Source organism: Paraburkholderia sp. 32 (assembly GCF_050435345.1).
Taxonomy (GTDB): Bacteria; Pseudomonadota; Gammaproteobacteria; order Burkholderiales; family Burkholderiaceae; genus Paraburkholderia; species Paraburkholderia tuberum.
Genome location: NZ_JBNDKD010000001.1, coordinates 1,627,365 through 1,641,701, shown reverse-complemented (window position 1 = coordinate 1,641,701; position 14,337 = coordinate 1,627,365). Strand labels below are relative to the sequence as shown.

Here is a 14,337-nt window from a genome sequence, read left to right as displayed (position 1 = left end):
CAAAGTATCGAAATGTACCGGACGCAATCTTGTAGACCCGTCGTAAGCGATCGCTAGAATTTACGGCAACCCGCCTTCGCTGCCGCATGTTCCCGGCGCTCAAGGCGTGGGACGCTTTTCTGCCCAAGGTCACAACATCGAACACCTGACGGAAGGTGAACGCACTCTCGTTCCGGTGGTCACACGCTCATGGATTGAGCAGGTGAAAGCGAAAGAAGATTATCTGCGTCCGCTACCAGACACCGAACTCAATCAACTCTCGATGCGCGGGATCAATCTTGCAACTGCCAATTCGATTATGGCGAAATTCATGCAGCTCAATGCCGGAGACTAGCTGACACAGAATGCTGCTAATTCGTCTGTCGGCCGCGCGGCAATCGTGATAACAAAAACTCGCGACATTAAGACGGCTAACGTTGCCCGGCGCGCCGATGCGGTGGACAAAATGAAAGCCGTAGGTGGCGACATCGCGCTTGTCGACGAGCCTGACCTACCGGGATGTGTAGCTCCTGCAACCGGGAATGCTCCGACAGATCTCGAACTCGATGGCGTTGGCGACGCGGCGAGGCAGAAACTCCTGAACTCGGCAGCGCTATATGACACCGTGGTCGTGTGGAGTGGCATAAGTGGGGCTTGGCATCGCGACTGGAATCCGCCGTTGAGCATTCTTTCGGCGGACTCTCAACTTTGACTTCTCCGGAGGATTCCCAGCGCGTTTCGAGCTCCTTGGGGTGGTCCAACGTGGAAAGCCAATAGGACGTCGCGCAGCCCAGAAAGGAGAATTCAGGCCAAATGCTCCCACTAGAAGTCCAAAAAATAGCGCCGTCTATCGGATGGTGCCGATGCAGAAACGCTTTGAGGCATCGCTCATTGTATTAGTATCGGCGATTATGTGGTCCACAATGGTGCGGGGCCTTAGATCGTCATCAACCAGACAGCACAAGCGGTACCGCATCGCTATGTTAAATTTCTTTAGCCGGCTTACGCTCTTATGTGTGAGCCGGTTCGCGCCAAAAAGCAACCTCCTCTTTCGATATCCCAGCATCTCCCGCCATCTGGACCAGTTCCGCAAGAGAATCGGCTTCCATCTTTCTCATTACCTGACCACGATGCGCTTTTACCGTAATTTCGCTAATTCCTAAGATTTCACCAACTTCTCGATTTAACAATCCCTCAAGGACGAGCAGGAATACCTCCCGCTCGCGACGGGTGAGTTCACGATATCGTCCCCGAATGGTCGCTTTTCGCCTCTCGCTCCGTACCATAGTCTTGCTACGCTCGATGGCAGCTCTGATCGCCCCAAGTAGCGTGACATCGTCGAACGGCTTCGTTAAAAACTCGACTGCGCCCGCCTTCATCGCCTTAACAACGGTCGGAGCATCTCCCAACCCCGTGATAAAAATAATCGGCATTTCTGGCCGCTCCATAGCAAGCGACTTCTGCAGCTCCAAGCCGTTTAATCCTGGAAGAACGATGTCCAGCAACAGGCATCCAGGTCCAAAGACGTAAGGATGCTCAAGGAATGCGCTCGCACTGACGAAGCTCTTTACTGTGAATCCGTCATCGTTAAGGAGCGATTCAATCGACTCTCGAATGGCAATATCGTCATCCACTACGTACACCGTCGGCGGCGGTGTCTGGGGCCGGGACGACAGTACACTTTGTCCGCCTGTCAACATCCTGTTCATGATCCTCTCCAAATCACAAGAATCTAGACCTTCCTGCATCCCTTGGCAGCCAGCACTAGCGCATCCGAGAGTTCGGCGTCGCTGAAAGGTTTGTAAAGACGTGCTATCCCTCCGCTGCCAGCTATCTGAGCGCGCGCGGCTTCGGTACGGTTAGCGGTTATAAAAATGATCGGAATTTGAAAACCCTGCTCCTTCAGTTTGATTGCTAAGCCGTGACCACCCATTCCTGGCATCATCAAATCCAGAATCAGGCAATCTGTTTGCACCAGGGAATCCGAATCTAGAAACGCCTCCGCCGACGCGAACGCACGCGAATCGAACCCTAATTCTCGTACCAGATCAGGGAGAGCCTCACGTACCGATTCGTCGTCGTCGACCACGGACACAAGTAGCCGTGTTGTCATCGCGTACTCGCATGAAGCACCGGAGCAACCATCAGCTCCAGGTCAGCCCAAGAAATGTCGCTTCGCAGCAACCTTGAATACCGCACTGCTCTCTTCAAAGCATCAAAGTAGCCCTCGATGACTGCCGTGTCTATGAGTCTATAGTGTTGGATTTGATACTTCTGCAGGATACGAGCCTGAATCGTCTTCTGAAAGTCGGTTTGGGCATCGGACCCCGAACCCGGACCTCGCGCCCCCTCGCCGCATTTTGCTGGCAACAATGAGCCGCCATGAGCTTCTACGATCACAGGCGCTAACTGATAGTCCGATGCTTATGCCATTCGGCTTCGTCGCAGAAAGATGCATCAAGCAAGCGTTCGGCGTTAGAACCGGCAAATCCCGCACTGGAATCCTTCACGGTAAAGTGAGCGCTGTCGCCGCGATAGTTCACACCCGCAATGATCTGACGTAACTCCTCTTGGCTTAATTCCATCGCATCGTGCCGAGCACGGTCACCGGGGGCGACTCCGCGCAGCACATTTCCCACAAGCGGTGCTTCGTCGAGGGCGATGGCAGGCAGCGAGAGCGTATTCCGGGTGGGCCCGGCGAGCTCGACGGGACCGGCAACGCCGCCTAGTCTTACTGTGTCACATAATTAGTTGCGCGCCCTATCGCCGTGCACCGGAGCCATCGTTGCATGAGCCTCAGTCCAGGCAGGATGCGCAAAGTAGTGATGAAATCAGGAATGTGGCGTTGAGCCCGCTGGACTACCCCGGGGGATGTAATCCGGGGAAGGGCAAGCAGCGCGCGTTCAGGGAAGTTTTTTTATCGCGTCCATCTGATTGCATTCGGAGTCGCTGAGCCATCAGAAAACCATACGCAGCGTTACTCTGTGTGGCGTGGTGATGAAAGCCACGCCAGCCTCACCCTTCATAACGACCAAGCCCGAACTCCTGTTTCAGGTCCTGATAGTCGCGCTCGATGCGCCTGCGCATTTTGGTCACGAACCCAAGCTGCTCAAGTGCTGCGTCCTTGGGGGCGGCAGCGAGAAAGTATTTGAGCGGCTCCGTATTGCCATCGGGCCATTCAATAAGCAGCCATTCTTCGTCGCAAACGGTGCTTCGCCAGTAGTCGCGATGTGCGGGACGAACCCGTACGGCGGCAAAGCGTGAGGAAAGTGCTGCGTTGCTGCCTTCGCGCCAGGTTACGGATGCCAGGCGTTCATGGGCAATTGCATGGCCAGTTCCTTCACGGCGATCGGCTCGTGGTCGGGCGCACGGCGCAACAATGTCGGTGGCTTGCCGCGCCCGCTCCAGGGTTTGGGCGGAAGCGGCGCCGTACCGGGTGCCCACACTGAGGTGCCCGGCCGGATCCCTACTGCGTACAACAAACCCACTCCAGTTACAGCCTCCCGCAAAGCGGTTTCGTCGCCGTACCCGGCCTCGGCCAGCACGACGCCCGGTGCAACGTCGGATGCTATCGTCTCGCGAGGTTGGGCCAGCGCAATGTGTGGCTTGGACTCGAAGGTGAGATCACCGGCAATGCCCGCACGACGCGCTCGTTCCCAGTCGTCAATCCATTCCTTGGGGACGTACAACTGCCAGGCAATTGGCAGGCTCCCGCGTTGCGTCGCAATCGACAGGCTCACGGCGATTTGGCAGTTATCCCGTTTGCCCAGTTGCCCGCAGTATTGCCGCGCTACACCGACCGAATGCAGAGGCACTTCTGATGCTCTGAGTTCAAGGCCTCACCAATCCGGCGAATCATCGACACGACGAGCGCGTTACCCATCAACCGGGCTCGAGTGGCATCACTGACACCATGAAGTTCTGTAAAGCCGCGCGGAAACCCGTTCAAGCTCTCAAGCTCCTCCGGAGTGAGGCGTCGAAGTTGTCCGGAAGAGTCTCGCACTGAGTGCTTTGTACGCGACGGCGTAGTACCCCCTTCCGACGTAATGATTGTCCGACTTGGCCGGTCGAGCGAATCCGGGAAACTCATCGCTCCCTCGGAATAGTTGTACTCGAAGCCATTCGCATTCCGAGGCGCGACTTTTGCAGCTTTTGCGTGAAGCCAGCGCGACTCGTCCTCCGGCTTGATATAGAACGCAGACGGAACCGGGCCAGTCTGCCTGACTACATCACCCAGCGTGAGCGCGTCGTGGTGTCCCGTGAACTGCGTGAAATCCGTGATGGAGGCAGCCTTTGCAGCGCACGTGTAAACAGCCCCTTCGAGCATCAGGCCAATATTGCCAAAGCGCGAGCGCCCGTTTGAGAGAGGCCGGTAGGCTAACTGTTCGTTCAGCGGTTCCGGGAGGACCGACAACGCAGGTTGCATGGCGTCCAAAGCGTTCATCAAATTACATGGGAATGCGCTGTATAGTAAAGTTTGAGGGAGCGGCGTTCGCCCTGACATCGACGCGGCCGTACGCAGCTTCTGGTAAATCCCCGTAGACTCGTGATATGCACAGATATAAATGCGCTTGCGGCGCTGTGCGTCACCGTATTCCGCTGAGTTGAGCACACGCCACTCAGCCGCGTAGCCCAACGCCCTGAGCGTCGACAAAATCACCGCGAAATCCCGCCCTCGGCTGCCAGCGGGGCTCGAAGTCAGTCGGTCGACGTTTTCGAGCACCAAATACTGGACAGGGCGATTGTCGTCGTTCCGCTGCTGCAGGAGTTGTGCGATGGACCACCACAACGCGCCCTTCTTGCCAGCAAGCCCTTGTGAGTGCGATAGCGGCTTTGCGACTGAATAGTCTTGACATGGAAATCCCGCACAGATGACGTCAATTTTGGAATCCCTCACCAGCGCGCGCCCCTCTTCGGACGACAAAACCGACCGGATATCGTCATTGAGATGAACTCCCCCTGCCCAGTGCTTCTGGTAGACCATGCTCGCGTGCTGGACCCGCGTCGACGGCTCCCATTGGCAACTTAGACTGAATTCGAACGGCGTACCGTGGACTGACTCGAGCGCCAATCGGAATCCGCCGACTCCGGCGAAGAGGTCGGCGGTATAAAGTTTTGCGGTGTTGCTTTCGGACATCCTGTTTCCTACTTCTGTTAGAGGAAACAGGTATTGCGACCAGTTTTATTGCTCTCTCAGATACGTTTTGTCGGCTGGAACGATGGCGTCGCGTCAAAGAGTTTTAACCCTGCCATGCGCGCGTCCTGGCGACGCGCGCAAGCAGATTCTTAAATGCATAAGAAATGGCAATGAGGTAGTTTTCCGATAGGACAACCTCCATCATGGTCTCGAAAGAAGAATCTGTAATGAGTGGGACGACGAGTTTTCAATTTGTTGGCATAAGATTGCTCAAGTAACACCCACGCTCTTCGATGACTGTGGCATAGTGCGGCAATCAACTTTTAACGAGATAACTATGGCAAACCTCGAAAGCATTCGAGCACGAATCGCAAAGCTTGAGGCCCAAGCGGCATCGGTAGCTGCAAAGCAAAATTCAGGTGTTATCAAAAAGATTCGTGACTTGATGGAACAACACGGTCTTGTGATTTCTGACATTGAGGCACCCGTCGGGAAAAAGCGTGGCCGCAAACCGAGCGCTAACCCTACGAATGCGCGCAGCGCCGCAGCGGCTAAATACCGCGATCCGAAGACCGGTGCAACCTGGTCAGGACATGGTCGCGCACCTGCATGGATTGCTGGCGCAAAGGACCGAACCAAATTTGAGATCGCCGCCAGTTCAAGCGCGCCAGCCAAGAAGTTGAAGGCGGTTGCCAAGGTTGGAAACTATGTGCGAGGCTCACAACCACCCCTGTACCGTAATCCCAAGAGCGGTGCGACGTGGAGTGGGCGTGGACGTGCCCCCGCGTGGATTGCGACTGCGAAGGACCGCACCAAGTTTTTGATTGCAGAAACTGGCGATTTGACCAACTCATCGATTTCGTCAGGCAAAGCCACCGCGAAGAGAGCTGCAGCTAAGAACGCGACGACGAAGACGTCGACAACGAAGGCTGCGACTGCCGTAAAGAAGGCCGTTCGCGCTGCACCAGCCTCAGAGAAGGTGACGGCGAAAAAGACGGTCGCGAAGAAGGCGGCAGCAAAGAAAGTATCCGCAAAGAAGGCGGTGACCAAGAATGCACGGGCGAAGAACGTTGAGACGAATACCGCAGCGCCGTCGGCAGTCGTTGAGCATATCAATGGCGCGGCGACGGCTCAACAGGAAGAGTGACCGATTTTTGATATAGCAGGTGGCCAATCGGCCGCTGTTTCGCGAAGCTCATGTTCGAGCTTTCCGTTGCAAGGGCCGATTTCACTTGGACTTGACGTTTCCTTGCGCCAAAGATTGCAGCGACGTACACGCTGCCACGACTTCTTTGACTGGAACCCAGCGGGGCCGACTAAACCGCGTGCTTCCGCCCCACGGGTACGTAGGCTACGGGATCTTGACCGACCGCAAAATGTAGTAGCCAGCTTCATTCGGAGCGGCCTCAATCCCCGTGCGATCAATTGCCTGAGTCGCATAGCGAAGCAGTTCCATGATGTCAGTCGCGGGAGGTCCGTTCGCTGTGAGATAGGAATGACCGGTCGCCGAGAACTCGTCGTGTCCCACGAACACAGATTCCATATTTTCCTCTATCTCGTGCGGTGGTGCCAATCCCGCACGTGGCTCATTTCGCTCATTCATAACCTTTCTGGAGATAATCAAAGCGCGGTCGTGGTCAGAAGAGTACAGCGTGCCCACCCTCTCAAAGTAGCTATAGAGCTTCGGCCAATCGCCATGCAACTGTGTTTGGGCGACGTCTGGGGCAACCAGGAGGAGTTGTCGAAATCTCGGTTGCTTGGCTTGAGTGCTGTTCGTCGCGAGCTTGTCCAGCGCACCAAGAAGCACACGCGCCCCCATGCTGTGCACAACGATATCAACATCCGTCTGCCCGTTGGCGCCATTTGCCACCTGCTTCAAAAACTGAGCGAGCCCGTCCTGCGCTTTATCAGCGGCCTTCTGGTCGGCGTGATATGCAGCGGGAGTTACGTGGCCCTCCGACGCCCACGAGAAGACTATGACTGGCCGCTTCGAATTCCATGCAATCCAGGCGGCACCTTGCAGTGCATCATTAAAATTGTTGGCGAACCCATGGACGAAGATCAGCGGCGCGGTGGACGGCAGCTGATGTTTTACTGCAAATAGGCTATCGTCGAACGGCGAGCCGGAAACCTTGCTCCAGTCTATTTTGACCGGTTCGCCACCGCTGGACAGGAAGCGGATAACCCCGTTTGCTGTATTCGCGACAAAATTCGGTGTGGTATAAGCAAGCTCGACGTCTGCTTGTCCATAAGTCAGCGCTTTGCTCGTTGTTGGCGAACGAAATTTGTCGCTCAAACCTCGGTTTGTTACGAAAAAAACATGTGCGTATGTTGACTGGTCATGGCCTCCGGCTTGTGCAAGGCTTGCCTGCCTGACCTCATCCAACGCGCCTGAAAATGTCGCGGCCGCCTTGTTCAGGATGAGTTCTTGCGGCTGCAGCTTGAATATGGCGAGCTCTTCGCGCGATAACTCTGAGAAAGCTGTTCCACGCTTCTGTAGCGTCAAAATGTTAGCATCCTCGAAATCTCTTGCATCGCTGCGCTGCACCTCTGTGACTTCACGCATAACACCTTCGAGTTGCCCCTGCTTTACCGGCGGTAGTGATTCCCACGCTTTCTCAGGGGTAGCGACGACAACTGGGTCGAACGAAGTATCAGAAATCAGTACACTCTTGCGAGTCTGCTGCGGCGCGTTTGCATAGAGTCCTAACGGTACCTGAGTGGCTACGAGATTCGAAGGCGAACCTAGAAGCTTGAACCTGTCGAGCGCCGGGCTCGGAATGCCCTTTGCGCCCGAGGTCGAAGCGAAGATCTGACTGGAGAAGCTTTGGGGGACGTACAGAGACATCCCCTTGAAATCCTTCAATTCTTTGATCGGTGCACTGGAAACAATGACACTGGGCTCTCCCGACCAAAACGCCATTACACGTACACCGGTCTTACCAAGACCCTCGGCGTACGCAGCCCCAACCGGGCCGTCCGCAATGCTGATTTTTGTGCGCCAGTCGCGGGTCGAATAGGGAAAATCGAACGCGCTAAGCAGAGATACATCTGAATAGCAGCCTTTGTACACCGATGCTGACGCCACATAGAGAGCAAGCGACGATTCCTTTAGGCGTGCGCAGAACGTTGTTGTATCTAATGAACTGACAGATGAAAGTGCACCCACAGGCCCGCTCCTCCAGCGCGTGATGAGGCGCTTGATCGCGCTCTCGACCGGCGGCGTTGCGTTGACGACGTAGACGGTCCACGGATCTTCCGCTTTCGCCGTCCTCCCGATGGTACTTGCGAGCATCGCGGCCGCGACGACCGCTCTTGCGCAGGCATTCATTAGCAAACCTCCGCTAACAGGAGACCTCACATGCAGATGGTGCCGAAAAGACTGTCTTCGACTAGCCGTTCACAACTCGGGGAGCCTGGAGCTCGCCGCCCGACTTGCACGGGGTCGACAACGCGATGACATAACGCCCTTCGAGTAATGTGCGCCGCGATGCGTCAAGATATCTGAACCCAATAATCATATATAGCTGGGATTGAACTTTGACGTCCGTGCCTCAGCGAACGTTTCCTTGCAATCACTAAGAGCGTTGAGAGGTCTTCGAAGTTGTGAGATGGAGGCTTGTATGTGCGCCTCGCACACCACTTCGTCGCGCTTGCTGACATCGCCACTCGCTCGTCAGAACATGTAGCCCCCCAGGTAGCGCAGCGAAAAAATGAGTGCCAAATCTCTAAGTGCTAACCTAAAACGGCGAAATCACTCACATTGGGAACACTGGAATGAGGTGCCGATTTACCTCGAATCGGTCGACGCTCCTCCCGACCCGAAACCTATGGTCTCTGCCGCGAGGCTACGGTTCGAAGCGCTCGTCGCGCTGACGGTCGTGCTCCGCCTCCCATGCCCGTTCGCGAGCCGCGTCCTCCAATAAGCGCGCCTTTTCTGCCGAGGCATATGACCGCATCTCCGGCAACAAGTGAAGTTCAAAGGTATCCAGCAGTTGAGTATTCGCCTCAATAAGTACCGCACGTGAGCCGCTGCAGCTTCGGGGGCGTAACCTCGCGATGAACGCCTCCAGGACCGCCCTCTTGTCTTTGACGCCCTCTAGGAGTGCGATGGCCTGTTCGGACCAGACGAACTGGCCACTCGCCTCGGCACGACTCGAAAACCGGACGAGCGATGCGGCAATTTTGTATCGGGTAGCGGGAGCTGCGTCACACCATTCAACCAGAACTTGAGGTGGCACTACGTCGAGAGGGTTACGTCGGTGGCCGACAAGAAATTCGAACGTATCGACCCACCTATCTTCCTCAAGGCCGTCGAACAGAGCGTCTAGTACAGTAATCGCGTGAAACTCCAGCAACACACATAGAAGGTCTGCATGTCCAGACCAATCGATTACGTGGTTGACGCCTGCCTGCCTCAATTTTGCCGCAAGGCTCGCAGCGACACCCGCTGCATCAGCGCTCGCCAGACAGCTTTTCGCAATCTCTGCTAGTTCATAATCAAGTCGCTTGCGATTTGTCGACACAAACGTCGCCGCCGCCATGAGTTCGTAGGCGGTCTCCAAGATTCCCCGCTCTAGTGCGCGCTTCTCGGAGACGTTAGCGAAAATCCGCATGTTCAGGATTTCCACGGCCACCTCCCACCCACCGGGCACAGCGGCAATCACAAGCAACAATTCCTTCAGCGCGTCCACCGGCAACTGCGCCGCCACCCCGCCGAATTTCAGGTAGCTGAACTGCGAAATAGGGCTCATTTCCGCCCTGACGGCACCGACCAGTCTCGCGGCGCCCCTCTCATCCAGTTGCATGGAGGTCTGCAACTGAACGAAGACAGGCTGAAGATCGGGATGTTCGTAGGCTGAATCCAGAATCCGTTGTGCTGTATCTCGATTCGTCTTCCAGAGTTCGGCGACATAGCCACGCAACACTTGGGCGTTTGACTGCTGCGACGAAGCTCGCGATAGCGCTCCTTCGATACGCGACCATGTTGCGACCGGATCTGCAGACCCGGCAGCCAGGCCAGAGCCAAAACTCCATGCCTGGCTCCCGCCTGAAAGGAAGTCAGGCGCGAGCGCAGCAAACGCATTGTCATCAGACGCGACCATCACGCCAAGCTCGCGAGCCAGTGCTCCAAGTCGTTCAAACTCGTTAGCCGACTCCTGCCCAACGCACATGTCTTCGAGGTCAAGACCGCCCGAAACTTCTTCAAACACCACTGCACGGACACGTTCGATAAGCGTGCGCGGGCGCAACTCTTCTTCCAAGGCTCGCAGCCGGGTGACAATGTCGATACGAAGCTGTTCGCCATCCAGGCTGAGGGTGCGCATGCAAGCGGCCCAACCATCTTGCCAAAATCCGTCGTCCGCAAATTTCCGACTCAACTGCTCCAGTTCATCGAACATCCCGGCGTGCGCCCACAGACCTCGGAAGTTGCCAGCGACAAGCGCGCGAAGTTCGTCGCGTAGGGCATTCTCCTCCAGCGCCAGCCTCTCGATGAGAGCCAGTGCGGCGCGATACCACAACTGAACCTCCTCGACAGTATCTGCGGAGTGGCCGAAGTCTCGAGATCTCGCACCGAAATCATAGTGTCTCGAAGAGGTAAAGTAGTCTGCAACCAGTATCTTTCCAAGTGCGTCCATGCCCAGTGCCACGGGCTTCTTCTCACCGGATTTCAACAACCGCTCGATCACGCTAAGACGCTGGGATATGGAAGCGTGTGTTCCGGATAGATGAATCGTGAACAACGAGGCAAACGACTTCCCTACCTCCTCGGCTTTGTGCGAATCGCGGCCTTCGGCCGCAGCACGCGCCAGCATCGCGACACTTCGACCGAACAGAGGTGCGTCGTATGCCAAGGAACGCAACAACCCTGCATTTTCGACCCAAACGTCAGGAGCGACCTGCTGCCCAACGTAAGTCGCGCGTTCAAGCGCTTTGAGCGTTGCCTCAGGATCGACTGGCGCGACGTTCTTGAACATCGCAGTTTGAAGCGGACTAAAAGCTGTAACGTCGCCAAGCAACCCGCCATCGCTCAGCCACTTGCGGACGATCTCAATGGCTTTCGGATCGCTTGTCAGGTAGGACAGGCGTCGAGAGAACGAGCGCACCAGATGTTCGTCGCCGCTCTCAACTAGCGTCTTCTCAAGCAGCGAATACGGAATATCCTCAAGCGCACGCGCTGCAAGGCGATTCGCGAGCGCGTGTGGTAGCACAGCTCGCCAAACACCTCGCTGCTGGACGAGATCGCGTCGGAGAAGCTCTCCAACATGCCGGTACAACATCAAGGCGGTTTGGCCGACAAGTGACGCGATGCGAGATAAGGCAGCGTTTTCCCCGTCGAGGTTCTCACCGTCAAATGAATACACAAGCGAGCAGGCCTGCCCCGCGAGCAACAGGGTGTCATCTAGCTTATGTCGTTGCCAGAAGAGCCGTTCGAAAAGTTCGTCGCTCGACAGCCCAGTGATGCTGCCCGACTGCCCAACCGTCTCGGCGAGGGCAACCGCAATTCTGGCGTTACCGCCTGAAGCGTCCGCAATGGTTCGAGCGTCCACCAGTGACAAATGCGGGTACCGACGCTGTACGAGCTTGCCAATGAGTTCGAGTGACGAGGTGTCAAGGCTCACGACGTGTGTGCCCTCGGGCTGATCATCGCGAACGTCATACTCGACCGTGAGCACGCTAACCGTGCTATCTGGACCACGGCAGAGTTCAGTGAGCGAACGATGCAACGTAGGGGGGCAGTTATCCACGATCAGAACAGCGCGTGCCCGCCTTGCTATCAGATTAGTTGCCATTGCCGTCGGCTGCGGGTCCGGGTCGTCCGAAAGGTTCGTGTAAACGGCCAGTGAAGGCGAGAGCGCACGTTCGCCGACGCGGGCATCGAACAACGCCTGAACAAACCTAGTTTTCCCGACGCCCGATAGGCCGACCAACCGCACAATGCTTCCCGGGCTCCTGAGTTCGTCGCGAAGCGTGTCCATCGCGTCATCGACGGAAGTGGCCGGGGAATTCTGCTGCCAGCCGGGATGCACGCGAAGTTTCGAATCCAGCAGGTATTCCGCCTCCGTTCCCTCACCTGCGCCGCTCCATTCACCATAGGGACGCCAGCCCTTAAGCGCACGCCCCACCTTCTGGCGGACCCAGGCGATCAGTCCTGGATGGCATTGAACCCAGCTTGCTACGCGCCGACGATCGTAGAAGTCAGTGTGCAAGTTCTCCGAATTCGGCGCATCCGAAAGTGCGTCGCGCATCGCCTCGCGCCGGCTGCATAAGGCAACGTCAGCCGTTGAGCCTTGCGAACTCACTATTACATAGGCTCCTGCCGAGTCAGCAAGCTCCTGGATGACGGGCCGGATTATGGCGTTCGGCCGCATTTCCTTGAGAATCGCGGCGCGTGGCATATCCGGCTTCTTGACCTGAAAACCGGTAGCCGGTCGCGGAATGTACCCTTCTACTAAGCGCTGCGCAGCCAGATCCACCCGCGCATCCAATCCGCCATCGGCCGCCGTCTGACTTCCTCCCCACGTTACCGCCGCCGTCGAGAGACCCTGCGCAGCAAGCTCGGCTTCACAAAGCAGAGCAACAAGCTCACGTAGATCGGTGTCGTTCAGTCGCTGAATGTCATCTGGGGTAACTTCGAACATCGCCGTTTGGTCTTGGTGGAATTAGCGAATATTCTAGCGCGCCGGGCGTAGCGAGATACGCCTTAGCTCGGCATGTGGATCGGTTCGAGTCGGATGCGCCACGCTTCGGGGAATCGACGCGAAGGTCAGGCTTCGTCCGGGGTGACAAAACTCCTTATTCCTTTTCGTTTCCATTCCGTTGGCGCTTCGGGATATCCTCGAACTCAGCGTCGTAGAGACCCGCGCGCTCCGATGCTTCCATAAGTTGCTGTAGTGCCCCTTTTTGTTCCGCACGCATTTTCTCTCGATACGCATGCAGGGGCACCGCCGGTATGCGTCGAATCCGTCGATGACCGATCTTCTCGATGCGACACGGAAGCTTGTCGTCCTCAATGAGGCTTCTGACGAACGAACGTGACACGCCCAAGAATTGGGCGGCGGCCTCGAGCGAAAAACCGTCGGTAACATCCCCGCCTCTTACGTCGCAATCGGGGACCAACTCAGCAGTTACGTTGCGCCACGCGCCGCCGTCACCGATAATCTTTGAGACACGATTGAAGACGTACTCGGCATCTCCGCTGTGTCCACTCAAACCGACGAGTTCATAAATTCGACCGCTCGCAGTGCGTCCTCTACGGGCGACCCCGTCTAGCTCCACAATCTCGGTACTTACGCGACCATCCCGAGACTCTCGGCTGAATCCGACAAAAAACCTTTTCCCGTTCTCGAATTCGCGTATCGACCAGTGCTCCAGATAGACAACCTCTGAGCCCTCTCCTGGCGGATGTATATATAGACTCATCGCATCTCCACTTGTATGGCACCCGCTTACTATTTAAGTGACTTTATCCGGCGCCGAGCTTCGTATAGCTCGTCTCTCAACGCACATTTGAACGCTCGGCCGAGCTCTGCGCTCGACATAGTCACCACGGCTACGAACCAGCGCGGGGTTATCACATCAATGAGGGGTTCAAGACCTGCGTCAATAGCGTCGTTGAGTTCTTTTCGCAGACTTTTCTTGCGCTTCGCAGCTACGTTCTGCCTATCAGGCCTGCGAGGCTCCTTTTTCTCCACAGTCGCCTCACTCACTCCTATCGCACTTAGGCGAGTCTGCGAAATACTGCGCGAGCCGGCGGCGAAACTGTTCTACCATGACAGGATCCCCGAGTCCTACCTCAGTCTGGCAGTGAACAAGCTGATCACGAAACGCTTCGAAGCCGTCCGAGCGGTCATCGACTGCCAACCATCGGAGCGGTGCATTCCTTTTGACATAGTCGAGCACCTGATCGCCTCGCGAAAGCATGGGCCATAGCCCCCAGTCAAAGGTGCATCCGTCAGACGTCGCGGCTATGATGCGTTCGCGCAGCTGCGGTGAGGGAATCGCGTTACGCGTAAATTCCAATCCCATTACCAGCGACCAATCACTGGAAACTACAATCTCGACGTTGGGATACGGGCATAGCAAATTCTCGAGCACCGGAGCATATTCGAACAGCTCTATATGACCTGGCGCACTACTCACTACACCCGTGCCGGACCGGCGCGCAACGCCGCGATGGAGCACACCGTCAATATCGAGAAATAAAACGCTTCGCATTT

Annotated in this window: 10 protein-coding genes and 1 pseudogene; 2 read left to right on the top strand and 9 right to left on the bottom strand. The window is 56.5% G+C overall.

The annotated features are described in order from the left end of the window. The first annotated feature begins 106 nt into the window (after positions 1 to 106). Positions 107 to 334: a hypothetical protein gene (locus OKW26_RS07775; RefSeq protein ID WP_429353170.1), complete on the top strand. Its 228-nt coding sequence runs from the start codon at positions 107 to 109 to the stop codon at positions 332 to 334. A gap of 655 nt (positions 335 to 989) precedes the next feature. Here the strand turns inward: OKW26_RS07775 and OKW26_RS07770 are convergent. The 5 genes and pseudogenes from OKW26_RS07770 to dcm form a co-directional block, all read right to left on the bottom strand. After that, positions 990 to 1,688 carry a response regulator transcription factor gene (locus OKW26_RS07770; protein WP_429353169.1) on the bottom strand — a complete coding sequence of 233 codons (699 nt, stop codon included), beginning with the start codon at positions 1,686 to 1,688 and terminating at the stop codon, positions 990 to 992. Between the two features lie 23 nt (positions 1,689 to 1,711). After that, a complete protein-coding gene (locus OKW26_RS07765) occupies positions 1,712 to 2,092 on the bottom strand; it encodes a response regulator (RefSeq protein WP_429353168.1) in 381 nt (126 codons plus the stop codon). Positions 2,093 to 2,384: 292 nt separating this feature from the next. Further along, the gene (locus tag OKW26_RS07760; RefSeq protein WP_429353167.1) at positions 2,385 to 2,564 is read right to left on the bottom strand and encodes a hypothetical protein; all 180 of its coding nucleotides are present in this window, start codon (positions 2,562 to 2,564) and stop codon (positions 2,385 to 2,387) included. 246 nt (positions 2,565 to 2,810) lie between these two features. Then, a pseudogene (locus OKW26_RS07755) lies at positions 2,811 to 3,785 on the bottom strand (IS701 family transposase); the annotation flags it as partial. Next, entirely contained in the window at positions 3,770 to 5,116 is a 1,347-nt protein-coding gene (dcm, locus tag OKW26_RS07750) for a DNA (cytosine-5-)-methyltransferase (RefSeq protein WP_429353166.1), read from the bottom strand. The pseudogene OKW26_RS07755 and the gene dcm, both read right to left, overlap by 16 nt. 337 nt (positions 5,117 to 5,453) lie before the next feature. Between dcm and OKW26_RS07745 the strand changes: the two genes are divergently transcribed. After that, positions 5,454 to 6,263 carry an H-NS family nucleoid-associated regulatory protein gene (locus OKW26_RS07745; RefSeq protein ID WP_429353165.1) on the top strand — a complete coding sequence of 270 codons (810 nt, stop codon included), beginning with the start codon at positions 5,454 to 5,456 and terminating at the stop codon, positions 6,261 to 6,263. A 204-nt stretch (positions 6,264 to 6,467) separates the two neighbouring features. On the opposite strand, the gene dctP is transcribed toward OKW26_RS07745, so the two are convergent. The 4 genes from dctP to OKW26_RS07725 all read right to left on the bottom strand — a co-directional run bounded on the left by dctP (position 6,468) and on the right by OKW26_RS07725 (position 14,335). Continuing rightward, positions 6,468 to 8,447, bottom strand: a complete 1,980-nt coding sequence (gene dctP / locus OKW26_RS07740) for a TRAP transporter substrate-binding protein DctP (RefSeq protein WP_429353164.1) — start codon at positions 8,445 to 8,447, stop codon at positions 6,468 to 6,470. A 517-nt stretch (positions 8,448 to 8,964) separates the two neighbouring features. After that, on the bottom strand, positions 8,965 to 12,759 hold the full coding sequence (locus tag OKW26_RS07735) for a hypothetical protein (RefSeq protein WP_429353163.1): 3,795 nt from the start codon (positions 12,757 to 12,759) through the stop codon (positions 8,965 to 8,967). A 154-nt stretch (positions 12,760 to 12,913) separates the two neighbouring features. Further along, positions 12,914 to 13,540 (bottom strand): helix-turn-helix domain-containing protein, encoded by a 627-nt coding sequence (locus tag OKW26_RS07730; RefSeq protein WP_429353162.1) that lies wholly within the window; start codon positions 13,538 to 13,540, stop codon positions 12,914 to 12,916. A gap of 279 nt (positions 13,541 to 13,819) precedes the next feature. Next, on the bottom strand, positions 13,820 to 14,335 hold the full coding sequence (locus OKW26_RS07725) for an HAD domain-containing protein (RefSeq protein WP_429353161.1): 516 nt from the start codon (positions 14,333 to 14,335) through the stop codon (positions 13,820 to 13,822). Positions 14,336 to 14,337 lie beyond the last annotated feature (2 nt).